This is a genomic window from Nonomuraea sp. NPDC050680 (assembly GCF_040654555.1).
Classification (GTDB): Bacteria; Actinomycetota; Actinomycetes; order Streptosporangiales; family Streptosporangiaceae; genus Nonomuraea.
Map to the genome: position 1 here is coordinate 57,138 of NZ_JBFAIF010000024.1, position 21,092 is coordinate 78,229.

Below are 21,092 nucleotides of genomic sequence, written 5' to 3' on the forward strand. Positions count from 1 at the left end.
TCTAGTCCCAGTCCAGACCCTTGCGACGCCACACATACGCGTAGGCGACGAGCACGGTGACGATGAACAGCAGCATCTCGACAAGCGCGAACACCCCGAGGCCCGAGGAGAGCACGCTGCCCGCGTCGTTCTTCAGCGGCGCGAAGGAGACTGCCCAGGGGTAAAGGAAAATGATCTCGATGTCGAACACGATGAAGAGCATCGCGGTGATCATGTATTTCAGCGGGAACCGTCCGCCACCGACCGGCTGGGGCGTCGGCTCGATGCCGCATTCGTAGGCGTCAAGCTTGGCGCGGTTCCAGCGCTTGGGACCGGTGAAGGGAGCGATGGCGACCGAGAAGATCGCGAAGCCCCCCGCGAGAACGGCGAGCACCAGGATGGGCACGTAAAGGTCCATCGCTACGCCTCCTCTGGAGTCGCCACGCGCGCGGGCGCGCAGCCTGATCTATGGGTGAGTCTGAGGTTCATGCTGGTGGCGCGACCTTCGAGAGTGCATTGATGATCTTGTCCGACGCATCCCCTCGCCGGTCGGTGAGATTACCAAGGAGTTTGAGCGCGAAGCGCATCAGCCTCGGGTGTGGCAACCCATGCCGCGTTCCGAAGCTCATCACCCCTGGCTTCCCGATCGCCTGGACGAACAACCTGCCAAGCGTGAAATATCCGCCATAGGCGTCCTTCAACACCTGAGGATAGGTGCGCAGGATCCGCTCCTGTTGCGCGGGGGTGGTCTGGCGCAGCGCCTTGACGATGGTCTCGGCGGCGATCTCGCCGGTCTCCATGGCGTAGGCGATGCCCTCGCCGTTGAACGGGTTGATCGCGCCGCCGGAATCACCGACGAGGACGAGGCCGCGCGTGTAGTGAGGCTGGCGGTTGAAGGCCATGGGGAGCGCGGCGCCGCGGATCGGGCCCCGCATGTTCTCCTCGGTGAAGCCCCACTCGGCGGGCATCGCCTTGCACCACCGCTTGAGCAGGTCGCGGTAGTCGATGTTCTTGAACTGGTCGCTGGTGTTGAGCAGGCCCAGTCCGACGTTCGCGGTGCCGTCGCCCACGCCGAACACCCAGCCGTAGCCGGGCAGCAGCGTGTTGTCGTCCCACAGCTCCAGCCACGTCTCCAGGTAGTCGTCGTCGTGGCGCGGGCTCTCGAAGTAGGTGCGTACGGCCACGCCCATCGGGCGGTCCTCGCGCTTGTGGAGCCCCATTCCCAGAGCCAGCCGGGTGCTGTTGCCATCGGCGGCCACCACCAGACGGCTGCGGTAGGTCGTACCGTCCTTGGTCGTCACTCCGACCACGTGCCCGCTGCGGTCGTCGAGGACGGGCCCGGTGACGTTCACGCCCTCCATCAGCCGCGCCCCGGCCTTGACGGCGTTGGCGGCGACGATCTGGTCGAAGTCCTTGCGCGTACGCACGAGGCCGAAGTCGGGGAAGCGCTCCAACTGCGGCCAGTCGAGCTCGAAGCGGTGCCCGCCGCCCACGACCCGCAGGCCCTTGTTCCTGATCCAGCCGGGCGCGTCGATGTCGACGCCCATGTTGAGCAGTTGCTTGACCGCTCGGGGAGTCAGCCCGTCGCCGCAGACCTTCTCCCGGGGGAACCTGGTCTTCTCCAGGAGCAGCACGTCGAGGCCGGCCCGAGCGAGGTAAAAGGCGGTCGTGGAACCGGCGGGACCGGCGCCGACAACGATGACATCGGCGTCAGCCTGTATGGCTGCTGGCTCGGTCACTGGACTGTCCCGTCCTGTCCTACACGCTCGAAGGCCTCGGGGTGTGGCGCCTTCGTTCCTTTGTGAACCCCTTCACAAACTTGTCGGCCCGCAGTCTAACCCTTTTCTTGGACAAAGTGGCAGTCGGGGGCCGGTCTTCACACAAACGAAAGCCCTCCGTCTGAGACGAAGGGCCCTGCGTCGTCGCCACGAGGAGATCAGACCTCGAACTCGCGGCGGCGCACACCCTCGACGAAGGCGCGCCACTCATCGGGCGTGAAGCAGAGCATCGGGCCCACTGCGGCAGACTCCTTCGTAGCGTCACGGTTATATCCGAAGCCTATCGTGAGAAATGTGACGCGGGTTACAGCAGTGCGGTCACGCTCCGTAAGCGAAACGCTACACCAGTGCGGTCGGGAAATTAGTCGAGAAGCATCCTCGTCCAGCGCCGGACCTGCCTCGGCCGGCCCGCCCGACGGATAATTCCCGCGATAAACGATATCTCCGGACACGGAACCCCGGCCAGATCGCGGACTTGACGGCCTTAATGGCGTCTCGCCTTATCGCGCAGCACAGAACGGGGTTACGCGCAGCACCAAACGGGCTTACTCAGGCTTGAATCCCCGATGGATCGCAACGATGCCCATGGTGAGGTTGCGCCAGGCCACTCGCCCCCAGCCGGCCTCCTGGATGGTGCGCGCGAGCGTCGGCTGGTCGGGCCAGTCCCGGATCGACTCGGCCAGATAGGCGTAGGAGTCGTCGTTGGACCCGAAGACCGTGGCCACCCGCGGCAGCAGCTTCATCAGATATTCGCGGTAGACCAGGTCGAATGCCTCGACCTTCACGTGCGAGAACTCCAGGATCACCAGCCGCCCGCCCGGCCTCGTCACGCGCAGCATCTCCCGCAGCGCCTGCGAGGTGTCGTGCACGTTACGCAGCGCCACCGAGATCGTCACGGCGTCGAAGGCGTCGTCGGCGAACGGCAGCCGCAACGCGTCACCCGCGATGAACGGGACCCCGCCGCCGCTCAGCGCGTTGCCTCCGTGGCGGCGCACCCCTGTGCGCAGCATGCCGAGGGAGAAGTCGGAGGCGATCGCGCGGGCGCCCAGCGTGGTGAACGCGTCGGTGGACGTGCCGGTGCCCGCTCCGAGGTCGAGCACGATCTCGCCGGGCCCGGCGTCGACGGCGGCGGCCACCGCCTTGCGCCAGAAGCGCACCTGCCCCAGGGAGATCACATCGTTGACCAAGTCGTAGCGCCGGGCCGTGCGATCGAACATCGCGGCGACCTGATCCGGCTGCTTGTCCAGCTGAGCACGCGTCATGGCCCAAGCCTATGACCATCGCGACAATCAACAGAAAGTAGCCGCGCCATTACCCAACGTCTGCTAAAAGTTGGCGAATGTTTGTACGTGTCGCCCTCGCGGCGATCCTCGCCACGACCCCGGTCGCGCACCCGCGCGTGGTCTCGGCCGACCCGGTCGACACCACCCCGCACGTGCTCGACGGGATCGTCAACTCCATCACCCTGGTCGGCGGCACGGTCGTCGTCGGCGGCTCGTTCAGCGAGGTCGCCGACGCCTCCCGGACCCACACCTACACCCGGGACAACGTCTTCGCCTTCAGCCTCGCGACGGGGCGCATCCTGCGTTACTTCGCGCCGCAGGTCGGCGGGCCCGTCTACAGCCTGGCCGCCGGCGACGGCGGCACGGTCTACGTCGGCGGCGACTTCCCCTCGGTCAACGGGACGCCGACCCGGGCGCTGGCCAAGCTCAACCTCTTCGACGGCTCGGCCGTACGGGACTTCAGGCCCGGCGTCTCCGGCGGGATGGTGACCACGCTGGCCAGGCGCGGCGCGCAGCTCTACGCGGGCGGCGACTTCACCAGGCCGCGCGCGGCGCTGGCCAGGCTCGACGCGACGACCGGCGCGACCGACCCGGAGTTCGCGATCACGCCGGGGGCGCCGCTGACGCCGACGCTGAGGGTCTACGCGCTCGCCCTGACCGCCGAGCGGCTCGCGGTCGACGGCAACTTCACCACGCTCGACGGGCTGTCGAGGCCGCAGCTGGGGCTGATCGACGTACGCGGCGGCGGCGCCAAGGTGGCCGACTGGCGTACCGAGGCGTACGTCCCCACCTGCATGGACACCTTTCCCTCCTACGTACGCGGCCTGGACTTCGCGCCCGACGGCAGCTACTTCGCCGTCGTCACCACCGGCGGGCCGGTGCGCGGGAAGCGGCTGTGCGACAGCACGGCCAGGTTCGAGACGTACAGCAGGGGCGAGCGGATCACGCCCACCTGGGTCAACAAGACCGGCGGCGACTCACTCTACGCAGTGGCGGTGACCGGCGCGGCGATCTACGTCGGCGGCCACCAGCGATGGCTGAACAATCCGCTGGGCCACGACTCGGCCGGGCCTGGAGCGGTGCCCCGCGAGGGCATCGGCGCCATTCATCCGCTCACCGGAATGGCGCTGACTTGGAATCCTGGCCGGGAGCGCGGGATCGGCGTCAAGGCATTTCTGGCGTACAGCGGCGGACTACTCGTTGGTAGCGACACAACGAGACTCGGACGGGAGTACCATGCCCGGATTGGCATGTTCCCCCTGCCCTAGTCGCTCTGTGGCTTGGGCCGGTCGATCTTGTCGCTGATGCGAGTGCTTAGGGCGTCACGCTGCTTCGAGAGCAAGACGTAGCTGGCGATGCCGCTGATCAAGAAAGACACGATGATCAGTATCACCGGGTTTTGCAGGCCCAGCAGGCGCAGCACGCCGAGTGTCACGACAAACAGGCCGATCCGCGACGCGGTGTATACGAGAACGGGATGCACAGATCGAGGTTACTCGCCCTGTGTGACACGGTCGCTCTTCGCACCGGGCGCCAGCACTGCTAGTGTCCCAGTTAGGGTGTTTCGTAAAGAAACACCCACGAGAGCCCCAAAGAGGCTCTATCATATAACAATCGGGCAGTCAGCTGATAACAACCCGTGATCTTTGTCGAAAACCACGGATAAATCAGGCTTCGCTCGACACACTGGTTACCTGTCCGCCCGCTGGCAGGAAGCGGGATGCGAGGGGGAGAGATTGGTGGAGAGTAGCAGCGAGCGTCTGCTGACCCCAGGAGAGGTTGCCGCCCTCTTCCGGGTAGACCCAAAGACGGTTACACGCTGGGCCGCGGCAGGCCGCATCAGTAGTATCCGCACCCCCGGGGGGCATCGTCGGTTCCGCGAGTCGGAAGTGCATGCCCTTCTTCGAGGCGAGGACGTTCTAACGGCCGACAGGTCGGGCGAGTCCCCGCGTGTTTGACGTTCCATCAGACGGTGATCCTGCCCGCAGGGTCGCCGTCTCCCCCTGTCTATAAACGTAACTGCCTGTAAGCGTCATCTGAGGGCCCCTCGCACCTCGTGACCCGGGCCGGCCTAGGCGTCTTCCTGCTCCGCCTTGAAGGCCAGGAACTCCTGCTCCAGATCGTCGTTCTCGATCAGCCAGCGCTCCCGGCGATCCGCCGCCTCCTCCTCCGTCAGAGACTCCGGTAGCCACGTGTCGTAGTCAGGGTCGCCAGGTTCGAGTTCCACGTACGCGTTGCCGATGAGACGCCCGTCTTCGCTGGTCAGGCTCTGCGGCACGCGCAGGGTCCCGTCAGCGAGCCGGATGACGTACATGGCTCATCACCTAGATTCCGTAGCGCCGGTTGAAGAACAGCATGACGTTGAGCGCCGAGCGCGTGTCGCCACCCAGCATGTCGACGAGGGCCGGTCGCTGGCGCGAGGCGATCGCGGCGAACGCGTCGGCGAAGAACTCCTTGCGCCCCAGCCCGTCCCCCTGGCGGTGGAACGCGGAGACCAGGAGCGGCGTGATGTCCTCGTACAGCATCGCGAATTCCCGAGAATCAGACACCCAATCGCCGTAAGCCGAGTCGACGTCGTCGATGGCGTGCCCGACCTCGTGCATCATCACGTCGGGTGTGGGTGAGGGGCGGTCACCCACCACGATCTTCCCGTCGCCGTAGGCTCCGGCGCAGATGTCCCATGAGGCCCGGCCGGACGGCAGGGGGGCGCCGCGCAGGTAGCCCATGTCGTCCAGGTCCGGTACGCCGCCCGCACCCACGTAGATGCCTTCGAGACCGGCGGCGAGCTTCTCCTTCAGCAGGTCGGGCAGCATGGCCAGGCTCTCCACGGCCCGCACCACCTCCGGCGACGGCGGACCCTCCCGGGCGTCCCACTGGCGGTGCAGGATGGTCTCCAGCTTCCCGCAGTGCCGCAGGCCGTCGCCCAGCGAGGGGGCGTCGGGGCGGTTGGGGCGCGCCCGGAGCACCACGTCGTCGAGCTCGAAGTCATGCCACGTGTACGGCGGGTGGTCCACCACGGCGGCCGACAGCCGCTCCCCCGCCTCCCAACGCCGCGGCTCCCCGGCATCGACGGCATCCCAGCGCCGCGGCTCTCCGGCCTCAGCGGCATCCCAACGCTGCGGCTGCCCAGCCTCGACGGCATCCCAGCGCTGCGGCTGCCCGGCTTCGGCGGCATCCCACTGCCGGAACTCCTCCTGCTGCCGGAACTCCTCCTGCCGGCGGCGCCCCGGCCAGGGCCACCCCTCGGAACCGTCTCCGCCGGCCTGGCGCCGCTCACGACCCACCCAACCGAACAGCGCGAAGCTCCCCTCACTCCCGATCGAATCCCGTCCGGCGGGCTCCCGGCCCGGCCACCCGCGTCCTGGACGATCCCGATCGGCTCGCTGGCGCCCCATGTGCTCGTGGTCCGAGCGCTCGTAGCCGGGCCACTCGTGATCCGGCCGCTCGGACGCCGGGCGGTCGCGCCCCTTGGCCCCGCCCCAGGAGCCGGGCCACCCACGCCTGTCCCCGCCGCGCCTGTCTCCGCCGCGCTTGTCTCCGCCGGGCCACCCGTGCCCGTCCCCGCCGGCGCCGGGCCGCCACGGCCAGGACAGCCGTCCCGGGCGGTCCTCGCGGACCCGGTCCGGCCGTCCGGCCGGGCCGGGTCTGCCGGGGGGCGTACTCCGGTCGTTCGTCCAGAAGGAGCGATCCGCGTCAGGGGGCGCCTCACTGCGGCGGGAGAAGAGATACGACCCGCGCCGCCACCAACGACCCCGCCGATGGCGGCCCTTGTCGTTAGAAAAGGCCATCGCACCCCTCAACGCCGTGGGACGCCCGCGCGCATGGCCCCCGGCCGCCCCGAACGGCGGTCCCAGCGGGCGGACGCCGCTGAATCGAGTCCACCGTACGACGTAGGTCTCGCTGGAGTCACCTGAAATGGGACAACGGAAAAACACGATCACGACGCGAATGGCTTACAGTTCGGACATGGTAGGTGTCGTTATCGGCCTGGCGCTGCTGGCCTTCTGGCTCTACTCGTTGTTCGACGTCATCACCACGCCGGAGGAAGAGGTAAGGAACGTACCAAAACCGCTCTGGGTGCTCGTCGTCGCGCTGGTGCCCCTGGTGGGCGGAGCCGTCTGGATGATCCGCGGCCGCCCTCAGCAGCCCCGCGAGACCTGGCCGGTCCCCCCGCGCCCGGGCTCCCGCCGCCGTTCGACCCCCAAGGGCCCGGACGACGACCCCGAATTCCTCCGCGACCTAGACCGCCGCATGCGAGGCGACGACAGCTAGAGCGGCGTCCCCGACTGTCCGCTCTCCCTCGCCCATGACGCATGGGGCCGACTTCTTCCTCGCCCCCGAAGGGGGTACCCCTCCAAGGACCCCAGCCACCACGGACCGACTCGGACGGGGGCAACCCCCCAAGGGGACCCCAGCCACGACAGACCGTCTTCGTCCCCCCCAAGAGACCTCAATGCCGACGGACCGTCTCCTTCACCCCGCAGGGCATCCCCACAGGGAAGTCAGCCACAACCGACCGTCACAGGGATCGAGACGGCCGTGAGACAGACGATCACCCCGACACATCCGCATAGCTGTGCAGCCCCGAGATGAACATGTTGACCCCCACCAGGTTGAACAGCAGGCACCCGAACGCCAGAAGCTGCACGATCGTCGCCGCGCGCCCGCGCCATCCCGCGGTGACCCGGGCGTGGAGGTAGGCGGCGTAAGCCACCCACGTGATGAAGGCCCAGACCTCCTTGGGGTCCCAGCCCCAGTAACGGCCCCATGCCTTGTCGGCCCAGAGGGCACCGGCGATGACGGCGAAGGTCCACACCGGGAAGGCGAAGACGATCGCGCGGTGGGCCGCCCGCTCCAGGTCGGCCCGTGACGGCAGCCGTGACACCCCGCCGCCGCGGATCAGGTAGAGGATGCCCGACACACCGGCCACGATGAACAGGCCGCTCGCCAGAATCGCCGCCGTCACGTGGATGGCCACCCAGTACGAGTTGAGCGCCGGCACGACCGGACCCGCCGCCGTGTACAGGACCTTGACCGCGAAGCCGAGCCCCAGGGCGGCCGTCACCATGACGAAGGCGCCGAGGAAGCGGACGTTCTGCCGGAGCTGGGTGCCGAGGAAGGCGGTGACCGCGGCGAAGCAGATGGCCACCACGAACTCGTACATGTTGCCCCAGGGCCACCGGTCCACGGCCAGACCGCGGGTGACGATGGCGGCCAGGTTCGCGGCCCAGCCGAGCCAGCCGAGAGCCATGGCCGCCCAGCCGGCCTTGCCCGCCCAGGCCGGCGGCTCGACCACCGGCTCCGGAGCGGCAGGGACGTCTGAGGAGCCGCCCGCCGAGCCGACTCCGGCTCCCACGGGCTGCCTGGCGGGGACCGCGGCCGAGTCGGCCTGGGAACGGCCGAAGGCCAGATCCAGCGCGAACCCGATCATGGCGGCCAGATAGAGCAGGACGGCGGCGACGACGAAGAGGTCGCTCACCTCGGCCAATTGCTGCTCAGCGGGCATCCTTGCCTCCAGCTGATAGGACCTTGACGATGTCGGCGAACTCCTCGGTGAAGCCCGCCGCGGACCCTTCGGTACGGGTAAGACCGCCGACTTCGGCCACGCCGTCCTTGACCCGCACCCACACCCGGCGGCGGCGGATCATCAGCGACAGCGCGATGGCGACCACGGCCGTGCCCGCGGCGACCAGGGCGGGCAGCCGCCCCGGGTCGTAGGCGATCTGGAGCGTCATCCACTCCTTGACCGCGGTGAACTCCAGCTTTCCCGCCCCCTTGGGCAGGTCGATCGACCCCCCGACCGCGAGCGGCGCCTGGCCGGTGCCCATGAGCAGCGGGGTGAGCTTGCGCATCACCTCGGGCGGCGCGAGCTCGTAGACGGACTGCGGCCGCCCGGAGCGTACGCCCAGGTCGCCGGAGAAGGCCCCGAGGAGCTGGACCTGCGGGTTGAGCGCGCCGGGGAAGAGAGAGGCCCCCGCGCCGTCACCCGTGGGCAGGAAGCGCAGCAGGAACCCCAGCTGCGACGGCTGGGCGTCGGGCACCTTGACCACGCAGCCCGAGGTGAGCGTGGGCTTGCTCTCGATCAGGCAGGGGACGGGCCCTTCGAAGGCGACCTGCCCCTTGCCGTCGGTGACCTTGAAGACGGGCGCGTAGCCGTGGCCGAGGAGGTAGGTCTGGGTGCCGTTGACCTCAAGCGGCTCGTTGACCTTGAGCGTGTAGTCGCGCGTGGGCGCCCCGGGCGCGTCGTTGACCTTCATGAAGGCGGAGTAGTCGAGCTCCTGCCCCCTCTTGGCGCCCTCGACCTGGTAGGTGGCCTGGAAGTCCGTGAGCGTGAACGAGAACGGCTCCAGCGACTCCGCCGACACCTGACTGCCCGGGATGAACCGGTCGTAGGCGGCGACCGTGTTGGCGAAGCCGTCGCCCTCGGCCACCAGCACGTTGCCGCGGTAGCCGTACAGGGAACCGAATCCGATCGCGACGAGCAGGGCGAGCAGGGAGACGTGGAAGAGCAGGTTGCCCGTCTCGCGCAGGTAGCCCTTCTCCGCGGCCACCCAGCCGTCGCCGACCTCGACGCGGAAGCGGAGCCCGCGCATCCGCCGGGCGGCCTCCTCGACCGTCAGCGGGTCGTCCAGCCGCGAGTAGTGCGGCAGGCGCGACAGGTTGCGCGGCGCGGCCGGTGGGCGGCGGCGCAGCTCGCGCACGTAGGTGGCGGTGCGCGGCAGGACGCAGCCGATCAGCGAGGTGAACAGCAGCAGGTAGATCGCGGCGAACCAGGCCGAGGTGAAGACGTCGAACAGCTGGAAGCGGTCGTACCATTCGGCGAGCGTCGGGTCGTTCTGGAAGAGCGCCGCCACCTTGTCGGGCTCGACACCGCGCTGCGGCACCAGCGAGCCGGGCACGGACGCCAGCGCGAACAGGAACAGCAGGATCAGCGCCGTCTTCATCGAGGTGAGCGTGCGCCAGCCCCAGCGCAGCCAGCCCACCGGCCCCATCCCGGCGGGCCGCGCGCGCTCCTTCTCGAGCTCGTCGACAGTCATCAGATCACCGGCCTGAAGGCGCCGATCAGACCCTGCATGGTCGCGATGATCTCTCCCCAGAGGCCGGTCACCAGCAGGATGCCGACGGCCACCATCATGCCGCCGCCGATCCTGGTGATCAGCTGTGAGTGTTTGCGGATCGCGCGGAACGTCCGCAGGGCCTTGCTGTAGGCGAGGGCGGCGGCCACGAAGGGCAGTCCGAGGCCCAGCGCGTACGCCACGGCGAGCAGCGCGCCGCGCGAGGCGCTGCCCTCATTCAGGCCGAGCGTGAGCACGACGGCCAGCGTGGGCCCGATGCACGGCGTCCAGCCCAGCCCGAACACCACGCCCAGCAGCGGCGCCCCGGCCAGACCCGCGGCGGGCAGCTTGTGGATGCGCACGTCGCGCATCAGGCCGGGCAGCACGCCCAGGAAGGCCAGGCCGAGCAGGATCGTCAGCACGCCGAGCACCCGCGTGATGATCTCCGCCTTGCGCAGCATGACCGCGCCGAGCCCGCCGAACAGCGCGCCGCTGAGCACGAACACCAGCCCGAAACCGGCCACGAACAGCACCGTGCCGAGCACCAGCCGCCCCCGCTTGGGGTCCTCGCTCATGCCCGTCACGTACGACAGGTAGCCAGGGACGAGGGGCAGCACGCACGGCGACAGGAAGGAGACCACCCCGGCCAGCACCGCGATGGGCACGGCCAGGAGCAGCGAGCCCGTGGCGACGACGTCATTCATCGCGCACCTTGGTCACCGCGTTCATCAGGTCGGTGTACTTGACCGCGCCCAGCGCCCTGGCGGCGATCCTGCCCTGCGCGTCGATGATCAGCGTGGACGGGATGGCCGCGGGCGGCACCGTGCCCTGGAAGGCCAGCGCGACCTTGCCCGGCTGGTCGAAGATGCTCGGGTAGCCGGTCTGCTCGGTGCGTTCGAACGCCTGCGCGTCGGCCTTGCGGTCCTTGAAGTCGACGCCGAGGAACTCCACGCCGCCCTTGGTCTTGGCGGCGACCTCCTTCAGCACCGGCGCCTCCGCCCGGCACGGGCCGCACCACGACGCCCAGAAGTTGAGCACCACGACCTTGCCCTTGTGGGCGGCGAGCGACGCGGTCGCGCCGTCGAGGGTCTGCCCGCCGATCTCGGGGGCGGCGTGGCGGTCGGCGACGTCGAACACTTGCATCTTCCCGTCGCCCGCGACGAAACGGGTGTCGCCCGCCTGCGGCTGGCCCGACTGGTTGGCGCCCGCGCAGCCCGCGAGGCCGCCCGCGACCAGGACGGCCAGAAGGACATGGGAGATGGACTTGGCGCGCACGGAGGAAGATCTCCTTGTACTACGACCGGTAGAGCTTGCAACTCTACCGGCGAGGTCAGGCGCCCGGGACGCTGGGGCCCGTCGCCAGTGATCCGGCGGGTTCGCTGTAGCCGACGCTGACCAGACGGTCGCCGTCGAAGGTGAGTGTGGTGAGGCTGGCCAGGTTGCACTGCCTGCGGCGGGGGTCGTGCCAGAGCCGGCGGCCCTCGGCCGCCATCCTGATCGACCAGATCGGCAGCTGGTGGCTGACCAGGAGCGCCTCGTGCCCGCGCGCCTCCGCCCTGACCTCCTCGATGATCGAGCGCATCCGCTTGACGATCGCCGGATAGGGCTCGCCCCAGGACGGGCGCAGCGGGTTCCAGAAGTAGCGGTAGTTCTTCGGATCGCGCAGGACCGCCAGACCCTGGCCGACCTTGCGCCCCTGGAGCATGTTGGCGGCCTCGATCAGCCGCTCGTCAGTCTGCACCGGCAGCTCCAGCAGCGCGGCCAGGGGGGCGATGGTCTCCTGCGCGCGTTCGAGCGGCGAGCTGTAGAGGGTGACGATGTCGCGGCCCGCCACCGACTTGGCCACCGTATCGGCCATCAGCCGGCCGGTCTCGGACAGGTGGTAGCCGGGCAGCCTGCCGTACAGGACGCCTTCGGGATTGTGCACCTCACCGTGGCGCATCAGGTGAACTACGGTGGTTTCAGCCATGGTGTGCCACAGCCTATCCCGCTCTGCCCGTTCCGCGATCTCAGACGCCCCGGGCGCTAGGCGACCGCCCAGGCGTTCTCCTTCGTACGGCTGGCGTCCGCGAGCGCCTCGACCGCGGCCCGGATCGCGGGCCGCCGGGCCGCGTCCGACCGCCAGATCACATAGATGCGACGCGACTGCCGGGGCCGCAGCGGCACCACGACCGCCCCGTCGGGCACGCAGTCGCGCCCCAGCCGGGGGATGATCGCGCAGCCGAGGCCGGCCGCCACCAGCGCCATCTGGGTCGGATATTCGTCGGCCATGCAGGAGATCTCCGGCTCCAACTGCGCGCTGCGCAGCGTGTAGACCAGCCAGTCGTGGCAGACGGTGCCGGGCGAGGAGCTGATCCACCGCTCGTTCGCGGGCAGCGCGGCCAGCTCGACCTCCTTGCTACCGGCCAGCGGGTGGTCAGCGGGCAGCACGATGTCGGCGATGTCGTCGAGCAACGTGGAGCGGGACAGCCCTTCGGGCAGGGCGATCGGCCGGTTCAGCCAGTCCTGGATGACGCCCAGGTCGAGCTCGCCCCTGGCCACGTCGCGCACGATGCGCTCCGGCTCGCGCTCGTGCATCTGGACGTGCAGGTCCGGATGGCGCCGCTTGAGCGCGGTCAGGGCGGGGGGCATCAGCCCGCGGGCCGCCGTCGGGAACGCGGACATGTTCAGCCGTCCCACGACCTCGCCGCGCAGTGCCTCGAAATCCGCCTCCGCGGTCTCCACCAGGGCCAGGATCCGCTCGGCGTGGTCGGCGAGGAGCCCGGCGGCGTCCGTCAGCCGGACCCCGCGCCCGTTGCGCTCCATGAGCCGGGCACCGGTCTCGCGCTCCAGCTTGGCGATCTGCTGCGACACGGCCGACGGCGTGACCATGAGCGCGTCGGCCGCGGCGCCCACAGAGCCGTAGATGTGCACAGCGTGAAGGGCCTTGAGACGGTTCAAGTCCAACATGTAAGCCAGTCTAAAGGGTTTAGCGTAGAAAGTCTCGCTTGTCCTTCACTCTGTAGCAGGAGAAAATATATGCATGAGAAACAACAAGGCGCAGAAGCAGCAGTCGACCACCATCTCCTACCTCAAGACCCTCGCCGAGCAGGCTCGGGACCAGCGCGTCCGCTACCAGAAGCCGGCCGCCAAGTAAGCGAGCGTCGAGCAACTGAGCAAGTAACCGATCAGAGGACCGCCGCGGCAGCCTTGGCGGCTGCCGGCAGGGCGTCGGCGATCCGGTCGAGCGCCTCGTCGTCGTGAGCGGCCGAGAGGAACCAGGCCTCGTACGCGGACGGCGGCAGGTAGACCCCCCGATCCAGCATCGCGTGGAAGAAGGCGGTGTACGCCGCGGTGTTCTGGGCCCGCGCACCGTCGAAGTCGGTCACCGGCGCGTCCGTGAAGAACACCGAGAACAGGCTCCCCGCCCGCTGCAACCGATGCGGCACGCCCGCCGCGGCGAGGGCGTCGGACGCGGTCTGGCCGACCGCCAGCGCCGCCGCGTCCACCTTGGCGTAGGAGCCGGCGTCGAGCGCGCGTAGCGTCGCCAGTCCGGCGGCGCACGCCAGCGGGTTACCCGACAGCGTGCCCGCCTGGTAGACCGGCCCCTCCGGTGCCAGGCAGGACATGACGTCGGCCCGCCCGCCGAAGGCCGCCGCCGGCAACCCGCCGCCCATGACCTTGCCGAAGGTCATCAGGTCGGCGTCGACCGGGTCCAGGCCGTACCAGCCCGAGGGCGAGACCCGGAAGCCCGTCAGCACCTCGTCGATGATCAGCAGCGCGCCGTTGGCCGTGCAGAGCTCGCGCAGGCGGGCGTTGAAGCCGTCGAGCGGCGGCACCACGCCCATGTTGGCCGGGCACGCCTCGGTGATGACACAGGCGATCTCGGCTGAGGCGAACGCCTCTTCCACCGCGCTGATGTCGTTGTACGGCAGCACGATGGTGTCGGCCGCCGACGCCCCCGTCACGCCTGGGGTGTCGGGCAGCCCGAACGTGACCACGCCCGACCCGGCCGAGGCCAGCAGCGCGTCCACATGACCGTGGTAGCACCCGGCGAACTTGACCACCTTCGACCGCCCGGTGAACCCGCGGGCCAGCCGCACCGCGCTCATCGTCGCCTCGGTGCCCGAGCTGACCAGGCGGAGCTTGTCCACGGGCGCCACCCTGGCGACGATCTCCTCGGCCAGCTCGACCTCGCCCGGCGTGGCGGTGCCGTAGGAGAGGCTGTGGGAGAGCGCCGACGAGACGGCCTCGACGACGGCGGGGTGGCGGTGGCCGAGGATCATCGGCCCCCACGAGCAGACCAGGTCGACGTAGCGGTTGCCGTCGACGTCGGTGAGATAGGGACCCTGCCCGGAGGCCATGAAGCGCGGCGTGCCGCCGACCGCGCCGAACGCGCGGACCGGGGAGTTGACGCCACCCGGCACGATGGCGCGGGCGCGGGCGAACAGGTCCTCGGAGTTCTGTGTACGGCTCACGCGCTCCAGGTTAGTCCTGGGCCACGGCGGTCTAGTCGGCGAGCCAGTCGAGGATGCGCAGCGGATCGGGCAGCGGACGGCCGTCGGGCGGGCGCAGCCAGGAGACGGGCTGGCCGGTGGGCAGCGTGGAGGGCGGGGCCAGGACGTAGCTGTCGCGGCAGTGCCAGCGCAGGCCCGGATTGTCCTCGATGGTGCCGGGCTCGCAGTCGAGCTGGCAGGACCACCACTCGTCCTCGTCATCGGGGTTACCGCGGGTGGCCACATAGAACAGAACCCGGTCACCGTTGGCGGCGACCGGGCCCGAGTGCGCTGAGGCGCCGTCGATCCGGGTGAGGGCCGACAGGCCGGTGTCCAGCGGTACGTCGAAGACGTCGAACACACGGCCGGTGGGCAGAATCACATTGGCGTCGGGGTCCATCCGCCACCAGCGCGTGAGCTGCGTGGCGTCCGTCGTGGCCTGGAGGTGCCAGGCGGGAGACAGCGGATGCGCGCCCGGGTCGGGACAGCCGAGACGATCACAGGAGCAGGAGCGGGCGCCCTGACGTAGCGGATGGGCACCGGGCACGCTCGGCCAGCCGAGAGCGGCATAGCCCAGAACGGAGTCGATCCGTGTCGGGCGCTGCCGTTTCTTGGTACGCCGAGCGAGTGGTACCCCCACCATGAGTGTCTCCCGTCGATCCAAGTGCCTGAAGAGGCCCCGGCTCCTGGCTGTTAGCACACGCGGGACACACCAGCACTTGTTATCGCACTCTAACGCACACGTCTCAGCGATCGACGGGAAACCCCCTGGTTCACAGGCGGCGCGCCACCTCGGTGGCCCAGTACGTCAGGATCAGGTCGGCGCCCGCGCGCTTGATCGAGACCAGCGATTCCATGATCATCCGATCGCGGTCGATCCACCCGTTGGCCGCGGCGGCCTCGATCATCGCGTACTCGCCGCTCACCTGGTAGGCCGCCACCGGCACGTCGACCTCGTCGCGGAAGCGCCTGATGACGTCCAGATAGGCCATCGCGGGCTTGACCATGACGGCGTCGGCGCCCTCCGCGAGGTCGAGGCGTAGCTCGCGCATCGCGTCCCCCACCGGCCCGGCCGGGTCCTGTTGGTGAGTGCTGCGGTCGCCGAACTGCGGCGCGCACTCGGCGGCCTCGCGGAAGGGACCGAAGAAGGCGGAGGCGTACTTGGCGGTGTAGGCGAGGATCGGCAGGTCACTGAAGCCGTCGGCGTCGAGCGCCGCCCTGATGGCCCCGACCTGGCCGTCCATCATGCCGCTCGGCGCGATCATCTGGGATCCGGCCCTGGCCTGGGCGACCGCGATCGAGGCGTAGCGCTCCAGCGTCGCGTCGTTGTCGACGTCGCCGGAGGCGGTCAGCACGCCGCAGTGGCCGTGGTCGGTGAACTCGTCGAGGCAGGTGTCGGCCATGACCACCACCGCGTCGCCCACCTCTGCGCTCACCTCGCGCAGCGCGACCTGCAGGATGCCCTCGGGGTCGTCGGCCGCCGAGCCCCGCGCGTCCTTGACGGCGGGGATGCCGAACAGGATCACCCCGGACACCCCGGCGTCGGCGGCCTCGTGGGCGGCCTTGCGCAGCGAGTCGCGGGTGTGCTGGAACACGCCGGGCATCGAGGCTACCGGCTGCGGCTGGTCGATGCCCTCCTTGACGAACAGCGGCAGGATCAGGTCCGCGGGGTGCAGCCTGGTGCCCGCCACCATGCGCCGGATCGCGGGGCTGCGGCGGAGCCTGCGCGGTCGGGCGACCGGGTAGTCAGCACTCACTTGGCTCTCCTTCTGGCGCCTCTGCGGTTCTGCGACGGCCGGCGCGGGCTGTCGCCGGCGGCGAGGGCCGCCTGGCGTTGCTTGGCACCGTACGCGGCCAGCGCGGCGGCCAAGGCGGACGCCGACGGCCGGTCGGCCATGACGTCGACGCGCAGCCCGAACTCCTCGGCGGTCTTCGCGGTCTGCGGCCCGATCACCGCGATCACGGTGACGTTGTGCGGCTTGCCGGCGATGCCCACGAGGTTGCGCACGGTCGAGGAGGAGGTGAAGAGCACCGCGTCGAACCCGCCGCCCTTGATCGCCTCGCGGGTCGGGGCGGGGGGCGGTGCGGCTCGTACGGTGCGGTAGGCCGTGACGTCGTCGCACTCCCAGCCTAGCTCGGTCAGGCCGGCCACGAGGGTATCTGTGGAAATGTCGGCCCGCGGCAGGAGCACCCGGTTGATCGGGTCGAGCATCGAGTCGTACGGCGGCCACTCGGCCACCAGGCCCTCCGACGACTGCTCACCCGAGGGCAGCAGGTCGGGCTTGACGCCGAACTCGACCAGCGCCCGCGCGGTGGCGTCGCCCACGGCGGCCACCTTCAGCCCGGCGAAGGCGCGGGCGTCGAGGCCGTACTCCTCGAACTTCTCGCGCACCGCCTTGACCGCGTTGGAACTGGTGAACGCCACCCACTCGTAGCGCCCGGTGACCAGACCCTTGATCGCGCGGTCCATCTGCTGCGGTGTGCGCGGCGGCTCGACGGAGATGGTCGGCACCTCTTCCGGCACGGCGCCGTAAGAGGTGAGCTGCTCGGACAGGCGCTCGGACTGCTCCTTGGTGCGCGGCACCAGCACCCGCCAGCCGAACAGCGGCTTGGTCTCGAACCACGACAGCTTGTCGCGCTGCCCGACCGCGTCGCCGACGACGATCAGCGCGGGCTCGGTGAAGCCCGCGTGCTTGATGTCGGCCTGCAGCCTGGCCAGCGTCGAGACGACGGTGTACTGCTCGGTCGTGGTGCCGCCGCTGCTGACCGCCACGGGCGTGCTGTCGGGCTTGCCCCCGGCCACCAGCGCCTTGCCGATCGCGACGGCCCCGGCGAGGCCGTTGTAGATGACCAGCGTGCCCTGGCAGGCGGCGTGGGCGGCCCAGTCCTGCTCGTGCGCGGCGTCGACGATCCGGAATTCCGGCACGTCGGCCGCCGGCGGGATGCCCGCGTAGGTGAGCACCGCGGTCGCCGGCGGCACGCCGGGCACGATCTCGAAGTCCACCTCCGCCGCGGCGCAGGCCGCGACCTCCTCCTCGATCGAACGAGCGATCGAGGAGAACAGCATCGGGTCGCCCTCGCACAGGCGTACGACGAACTGCCCGGCCTTGGCGCGCTTGACGAGGTCGCCGGACGCGATCTCCACGCCTTCGCGGCAGTGGCGCAGGAACGAGCCGAACAGCTCCTCGTCGAGGGCGACCGCGTCGGCCTTGGCGAGCAGTTCGGCGGCGCGGAGCGTGAGAAGGTTCGGATCGCCGGGGCCCGCGCCCACGAACGCGAGGAAACCGGAGGTTGGACTATCGGAGCTCAACGGGATTGCTCCCCCATCAATCTGTCGGCCCCTTCGGAGATCATCTCGGCCGCGAGGAGCTGGCCGAGTTTCACAGACTCGGAAGGAGAGCCGGCGGCGGACTTGCGCACCGCATGCTGGCCGTCGAGAGAGACGACCACGGCGGTGAGGTTCAGGGTCTGCCCGTCATCGACGGCGAAGGCACCCACGGGGGATGAGCAGCCGGCCTCGAGAGCGGACAGGACGGCGCGCTCGGCGGTCACCGCGGAGCGCGTCCGCGGATCGTCGAGCACACCGAGGAAGGAGATCATGTCGGCGCGGTCGGAGAGACACTCCACGGCCAGGGCGCCCTGCCCTGGCGCGGGCAGCAGCTCCTCGATCTCGAAGATCTGCGCGATCTCCGTGTCCCGGCGGATCCGGGTCAGACCCGCCGAGGCGAGCACGACCGCGTCGACCTCGCCGGCGGCGATCTTGCCGATCCGGGTGTCGGCGTTGCCGCGGATCGGGACGTACTCGAGATCGGGGCGCAGCGCCCTGAGCATGGCGGTCCGGCGCAGCGAGCCGGTGCCGACCCTGGCCCCGGCGGGCAGGTCGGCGAACTTGGCCGGGCCGACCAGCGCGTCGCGGTGATCGTGCCGGGCCAGGATGGCGGCCAGCGTCACCCGCGGGTCCGGCTTGGTCGGCAGGTCTTTCAGCGAGTGGACGGCGAAGTCGATCTCGCCTTCGATCAGCTTGTCTCGCAGCGCGCTGACCCACACGCCCGTGCCACCGAGCTGCGCCACCTGAGCCTTGGTCACGTCACCGAACGTGGTGACGCCGACCAGCTCGATGGCGCGCCCGCTCCGTTCGGTGTAGGAGTCGGCGACCATCTGCGACTGCGTGGTCGCCATCAGGCTGCGCCGGGTCCCCAAGCGCAGTGTCACAACTCCACCTCCCTCACGGCTTCGGGCATCTTCGGATCCAGGTCGAACAACTCGCGCAGCGCTTCGGCATAATGATCGCCTCCCGGGCTGGTGGCGAGCTGTTTGACACGCACGGTGGGCTCGTGGAGCAGCTTGTCGACGACCCGCTGCACCGTCTGCGCCACCTCGTCCCTGGCCTTGCCGTCGAGCTGGGGCATGCGCATCAGGAGCCGGCCCAGCTCGGCCTCGACCACGGTCGCCGCCTTGCTGCGCAGCGCCACCACGGTCGGGGTGACCTTGGCGGCTCGCTCGGCGGTGAGGAAGGCGGCCAGCTCCTCGGCGACGAGCCTGCGCACCGAGTCGACGGTGTCGCCCTCCCTTGAGCCTATGCCCGATTCCTGGATGGTCTCCAGGTCGACCAGCGTGACGCCGGGGACCTCGCGCACCGCGGGGTCGATGTCGTGCGGCAGCGCCAGGTCCAGCAGGAACGTGCCTGAGGGGACGATGTCGGGGGTGATGACGTGCCGGCCGCCGCCCGTGCAGGAGATGACGATGTCGGCCGCCGCGAGCTCTCGGGGAACCGCGGCGAACTCCACCGCCCTGCCGCCTACGGACGCCGCCAGGCGTACGCCTCGTTCGAAGGTGCGGTTGGCCACCACGATGTCGGTCACGCCCGCGCGGGCCAGCGTGGTGGCGGCCAGCGAGCTCATCGAGCCCGCGCCGACCACCAGCGCCCGGCGCCCGGCGAGGTCGCCCGCCAGGGCGAGTCCGGCGGTGACGAGGGAGGCGCCCGCCTTGTCGATGTCGGTGTCGGCGTGGGCGCGCTTGCCGACCCGCAGCGCCTGCTGCACCAGCTCGTTGAGGGTGGCGCCGATGGTGCCCTGCTTCTGCGCCAGGGTGAGGGCCCGGCGAACCTGGCCGAGGATCTGCCCTTCGCCCACGACCATCGAGTCGAGGCCACAGGCCATCGCGAACAGGTGCTCGACGGCCTGGTCTTCGTAGTGGACGTAGAGGTGCGGCTGCAACTCTTCCACGGGGACGCCCGAGTGGACGCCCAGCAAGCGGCTGATCGCGGTGACGGCGCCGTGGAAACGGTCGACGGCCGCGTAAACCTCTACTCGGTTGCACGTCGAGACCACCATGGCCTCGGCGACGCACACGTCCTGCTGCACGTCGTGCAGGAGCTTGACGAGCGCCTCGCCGGACACCGATACGCGCTCGAGCATGGCCACCGGAGCTGTCCGGTGGCTGAGTCCGATGGTGAGAAGACTCATTGACTGTCCACGGCCATAAGTGGCCCCCCTGCTTTGCGCTGCTCATGGAACGCAAGGATCTGCAGTTCTATTGATAGGTCGACTTTACGGACATCCACGCCATCTGGTACAGAAAGCACTACGGGCGCGAAGTTCAGGATGCTGGTGACCCCGGCCGCCACCACACGATCGCAGAGTTCCTGCGCCGCCAACGCGGGTGTCGCCAGAACCACGATCGAGACCCCGCGCCGTTCGATGACGGCTTCCAGGACGTCTATGTGCTCAACATTCAACCCCGCTATATCGTCGCCCACGACTTCGGGGTCGGCGTCGAGAAGCCCGGCCACACGGAAGCCTCTGGAGACGAAACCACCGTAATTGGCCAGTGCCCGCCCCAGATTACCCACTCCGACGATGGCCACGGCCCAGTCCTGGGTCAGGCCCAGCTCGCGGGAGATCTGGTAGACGAGGTATTCGACGTCGTAGCCGACGCCTCGGGTGCCGTACGAGCCGAGATGGGACAGGTCCTTGCGGAGCTTCGCGGAGTTGACGCCCGCGGCCATGGCCAGATCCTCGGAGCTGACGGTCGCGACACCGCGTTCGGCCATCCCGTTCAACGCCCGCAGGTACAACGGGAGCCGGGCGACCGTTGCCTCGGGGATCCCGCGGTCACGGGACTGGGACGGGCTCTTCACGTGCCGGAGCTCCAGGGGACGAGCGGCCTGCCGGCCGCGTGAATGAAATCGAACCGCCTTTCAGGTTAATCCCTTTGTGAAGCGATGCACAAAGTCGGCACGATACGGTTGGATGCATGCACCGCATCACGCTGCTCGGCAGGCCGGGCTGCCACCTCTGCGACGACGCGCGCGAGGTCGTCTCCCGTGTGGCGGGAGACCTGGGTGTGCCGTGGGAGGAGGTCGACATCGACTCCTCCGAGGAGTTGCGGGAGAAATACTGGGAGATGATCCCGGTCACTCTGGTCGACGGAGTCCAGCACGACTTCTGGCGGGTCTCCGAAGACCGGCTGCGCGCCGCGCTGAGTGCCTAGCACGCCTTGAGCAGCTAGAACGTTGAGTGA

23 protein-coding genes are annotated in these 21,092 nt (G+C 69.5%); 4 read left to right on the forward strand and 19 right to left on the reverse strand.

Annotated elements, in window-relative coordinates:
- Position 1: 1 nt before the first annotated feature.
- The 3 genes from AB0H88_RS44515 to AB0H88_RS44525 all read right to left on the reverse strand — a co-directional run bounded on the left by AB0H88_RS44515 (position 2) and on the right by AB0H88_RS44525 (position 3,019).
- Positions 2-397, reverse strand: a complete 396-nt coding sequence (locus AB0H88_RS44515; protein ID WP_214640645.1) for an NADH-quinone oxidoreductase subunit A — start codon at positions 395-397, stop codon at positions 2-4.
- Positions 398-464: 67 nt separating this feature from the next.
- Positions 465-1,718, reverse strand: coding sequence for a geranylgeranyl reductase family protein (locus AB0H88_RS44520; protein ID WP_357654975.1), 1,254 nt, complete (start codon positions 1,716-1,718; stop codon positions 465-467).
- Positions 1,719-2,302: 584 nt separating this feature from the next.
- The gene (locus AB0H88_RS44525; protein WP_357654977.1) at positions 2,303-3,019 is read right to left on the reverse strand and encodes a demethylmenaquinone methyltransferase; all 717 of its coding nucleotides are present in this window, start codon (positions 3,017-3,019) and stop codon (positions 2,303-2,305) included.
- A 77-nt stretch (positions 3,020-3,096) separates the two neighbouring features.
- On the opposite strand from AB0H88_RS44525, the gene AB0H88_RS44530 reads away from it, so the two are divergent.
- Positions 3,097-4,308 (forward strand): hypothetical protein, encoded by a 1,212-nt coding sequence (locus AB0H88_RS44530; RefSeq protein ID WP_357654978.1) that lies wholly within the window; start codon positions 3,097-3,099, stop codon positions 4,306-4,308.
- Here the strand turns inward: AB0H88_RS44530 and AB0H88_RS44535 are convergent.
- Positions 4,305-4,523 carry a DUF4229 domain-containing protein gene (locus tag AB0H88_RS44535; RefSeq protein WP_357654980.1) on the reverse strand — a complete coding sequence of 73 codons (219 nt, stop codon included), beginning with the start codon at positions 4,521-4,523 and terminating at the stop codon, positions 4,305-4,307. The genes AB0H88_RS44530 and AB0H88_RS44535 overlap by 4 nt on opposite strands.
- A 256-nt stretch (positions 4,524-4,779) precedes the next feature.
- Between AB0H88_RS44535 and AB0H88_RS44540 the strand changes: the two genes are divergently transcribed.
- Positions 4,780-4,998 carry a BldC family transcriptional regulator gene (locus tag AB0H88_RS44540; RefSeq protein ID WP_225298932.1) on the forward strand — a complete coding sequence of 73 codons (219 nt, stop codon included), beginning with the start codon at positions 4,780-4,782 and terminating at the stop codon, positions 4,996-4,998.
- A gap of 113 nt (positions 4,999-5,111) precedes the next feature.
- On the opposite strand, the gene AB0H88_RS44545 is transcribed toward AB0H88_RS44540, so the two are convergent.
- Both AB0H88_RS44545 and AB0H88_RS44550 read right to left on the reverse strand, forming a co-directional pair.
- A complete protein-coding gene (locus tag AB0H88_RS44545) occupies positions 5,112-5,354 on the reverse strand; it encodes a hypothetical protein (protein ID WP_225298934.1) in 243 nt (80 codons plus the stop codon).
- 10 nt (positions 5,355-5,364) lie between these two features.
- A complete protein-coding gene (locus tag AB0H88_RS44550; protein WP_357654982.1) occupies positions 5,365-6,828 on the reverse strand; it encodes a hypothetical protein in 1,464 nt (487 codons plus the stop codon).
- A 178-nt stretch (positions 6,829-7,006) separates the two neighbouring features.
- On the opposite strand from AB0H88_RS44550, the gene AB0H88_RS44555 reads away from it, so the two are divergent.
- Positions 7,007-7,312, forward strand: coding sequence for a PLDc N-terminal domain-containing protein (locus AB0H88_RS44555; protein WP_357654983.1), 306 nt, complete (start codon positions 7,007-7,009; stop codon positions 7,310-7,312).
- 280 nt (positions 7,313-7,592) lie between these two features.
- On the opposite strand, the gene ccsA is transcribed toward AB0H88_RS44555, so the two are convergent.
- The 13 genes from ccsA to AB0H88_RS44620 form a co-directional block, all read right to left on the reverse strand.
- A complete protein-coding gene (gene ccsA, locus AB0H88_RS44560) occupies positions 7,593-8,546 on the reverse strand; it encodes a cytochrome c biogenesis protein CcsA (protein ID WP_357654984.1) in 954 nt (317 codons plus the stop codon).
- Positions 8,536-10,077: a cytochrome c biogenesis protein ResB gene (locus AB0H88_RS44565; protein WP_357654986.1), complete on the reverse strand. Its 1,542-nt coding sequence runs from the start codon at positions 10,075-10,077 to the stop codon at positions 8,536-8,538. The genes ccsA and AB0H88_RS44565 overlap by 11 nt, the downstream gene beginning before the upstream one ends.
- Positions 10,077-10,799 (reverse strand): cytochrome c biogenesis protein CcdA, encoded by a 723-nt coding sequence (locus tag AB0H88_RS44570; RefSeq protein ID WP_357654988.1) that lies wholly within the window; start codon positions 10,797-10,799, stop codon positions 10,077-10,079. The genes AB0H88_RS44565 and AB0H88_RS44570 overlap by 1 nt, the downstream gene beginning before the upstream one ends.
- A complete protein-coding gene (locus AB0H88_RS44575; RefSeq protein WP_357654989.1) occupies positions 10,792-11,370 on the reverse strand; it encodes a TlpA disulfide reductase family protein in 579 nt (192 codons plus the stop codon). The genes AB0H88_RS44570 and AB0H88_RS44575 overlap by 8 nt, the downstream gene beginning before the upstream one ends.
- Positions 11,371-11,425: 55 nt before the next feature.
- Positions 11,426-12,064: a histidine phosphatase family protein gene (locus tag AB0H88_RS44580; RefSeq protein WP_357654990.1), complete on the reverse strand. Its 639-nt coding sequence runs from the start codon at positions 12,062-12,064 to the stop codon at positions 11,426-11,428.
- Positions 12,065-12,120: 56 nt separating this feature from the next.
- A complete protein-coding gene (locus AB0H88_RS44585; protein WP_357654992.1) occupies positions 12,121-13,044 on the reverse strand; it encodes a LysR family transcriptional regulator in 924 nt (307 codons plus the stop codon).
- Between the two features lie 218 nt (positions 13,045-13,262).
- The gene (gene hemL, locus AB0H88_RS44590; RefSeq protein ID WP_357654993.1) at positions 13,263-14,552 is read right to left on the reverse strand and encodes a glutamate-1-semialdehyde 2,1-aminomutase; all 1,290 of its coding nucleotides are present in this window, start codon (positions 14,550-14,552) and stop codon (positions 13,263-13,265) included.
- A gap of 31 nt (positions 14,553-14,583) precedes the next feature.
- Positions 14,584-15,213, reverse strand: coding sequence for a bifunctional DNA primase/polymerase (locus tag AB0H88_RS44595; protein ID WP_357654995.1), 630 nt, complete (start codon positions 15,211-15,213; stop codon positions 14,584-14,586).
- A gap of 130 nt (positions 15,214-15,343) precedes the next feature.
- Positions 15,344-16,327 (reverse strand): porphobilinogen synthase, encoded by a 984-nt coding sequence (hemB, locus tag AB0H88_RS44600; protein WP_357654997.1) that lies wholly within the window; start codon positions 16,325-16,327, stop codon positions 15,344-15,346.
- Positions 16,324-17,880 carry a bifunctional uroporphyrinogen-III C-methyltransferase/uroporphyrinogen-III synthase gene (locus AB0H88_RS44605; protein WP_357654999.1) on the reverse strand — a complete coding sequence of 519 codons (1,557 nt, stop codon included), beginning with the start codon at positions 17,878-17,880 and terminating at the stop codon, positions 16,324-16,326. The genes hemB and AB0H88_RS44605 overlap by 4 nt, the downstream gene beginning before the upstream one ends.
- A complete protein-coding gene (gene hemC, locus AB0H88_RS44610) occupies positions 17,877-18,782 on the reverse strand; it encodes a hydroxymethylbilane synthase (RefSeq protein WP_357655000.1) in 906 nt (301 codons plus the stop codon). Before hemC ends, AB0H88_RS44605 begins: the two co-directional genes overlap by 4 nt.
- Positions 18,779-20,035, reverse strand: a complete 1,257-nt coding sequence (locus tag AB0H88_RS44615) for a glutamyl-tRNA reductase (protein WP_357655002.1) — start codon at positions 20,033-20,035, stop codon at positions 18,779-18,781. Before AB0H88_RS44615 ends, hemC begins: the two co-directional genes overlap by 4 nt.
- Complete coding sequence (locus tag AB0H88_RS44620; protein ID WP_357655004.1) at positions 20,032-20,709, reverse strand: redox-sensing transcriptional repressor Rex; 678 nt, start codon at positions 20,707-20,709, stop codon at positions 20,032-20,034. The genes AB0H88_RS44615 and AB0H88_RS44620 overlap by 4 nt, the downstream gene beginning before the upstream one ends.
- 116 nt (positions 20,710-20,825) lie before the next feature.
- On the opposite strand from AB0H88_RS44620, the gene AB0H88_RS44625 reads away from it, so the two are divergent.
- Entirely contained in the window at positions 20,826-21,062 is a 237-nt protein-coding gene (locus AB0H88_RS44625) for a glutaredoxin family protein (protein ID WP_225298965.1), read from the forward strand.
- Positions 21,063-21,092: the final 30 nt, after the last annotated feature.

Bases quoted from the DNA above. Each gene is read 5' to 3' on its own strand.
- AB0H88_RS44585 (WP_357654992.1), bottom strand. From the start codon at position 13,044: ATGTTGGACTTGAACCGTCTCAAGGCCCTTCACGCTGTGCACATCTAC.
- AB0H88_RS44550 (WP_357654982.1), bottom strand. From the start codon at position 6,828: ATGGCCTTTTCTAACGACAAGGGCCGCCATCGGCGGGGTCGTTGGTGG.
- AB0H88_RS44625 (WP_225298965.1), top strand. From the start codon at position 20,826: ATGCACCGCATCACGCTGCTCGGCAGGCCGGGCTGCCACCTCTGCGAC.
- AB0H88_RS44580 (WP_357654990.1), bottom strand. From the start codon at position 12,064: ATGGCTGAAACCACCGTAGTTCACCTGATGCGCCACGGTGAGGTGCAC.
- AB0H88_RS44565 (WP_357654986.1), bottom strand. From the start codon at position 10,077: ATGACTGTCGACGAGCTCGAGAAGGAGCGCGCGCGGCCCGCCGGGATG.
- ccsA (WP_357654984.1), bottom strand. From the start codon at position 8,546: ATGCCCGCTGAGCAGCAATTGGCCGAGGTGAGCGACCTCTTCGTCGTC.
- AB0H88_RS44515 (WP_214640645.1), bottom strand. From the start codon at position 397: ATGGACCTTTACGTGCCCATCCTGGTGCTCGCCGTTCTCGCGGGGGGC.
- AB0H88_RS44555 (WP_357654983.1), top strand. From the start codon at position 7,007: ATGGTAGGTGTCGTTATCGGCCTGGCGCTGCTGGCCTTCTGGCTCTAC.
- AB0H88_RS44525 (WP_357654977.1), bottom strand. From the start codon at position 3,019: ATGACGCGTGCTCAGCTGGACAAGCAGCCGGATCAGGTCGCCGCGATG.
- AB0H88_RS44615 (WP_357655002.1), bottom strand. From the start codon at position 20,035: ATGAGTCTTCTCACCATCGGACTCAGCCACCGGACAGCTCCGGTGGCC.
- AB0H88_RS44545 (WP_225298934.1), bottom strand. From the start codon at position 5,354: ATGTACGTCATCCGGCTCGCTGACGGGACCCTGCGCGTGCCGCAGAGC.
- AB0H88_RS44595 (WP_357654995.1), bottom strand. From the start codon at position 15,213: ATGGTGGGGGTACCACTCGCTCGGCGTACCAAGAAACGGCAGCGCCCG.
- AB0H88_RS44570 (WP_357654988.1), bottom strand. From the start codon at position 10,799: ATGAATGACGTCGTCGCCACGGGCTCGCTGCTCCTGGCCGTGCCCATC.
- AB0H88_RS44530 (WP_357654978.1), top strand. From the start codon at position 3,097: ATGTTTGTACGTGTCGCCCTCGCGGCGATCCTCGCCACGACCCCGGTC.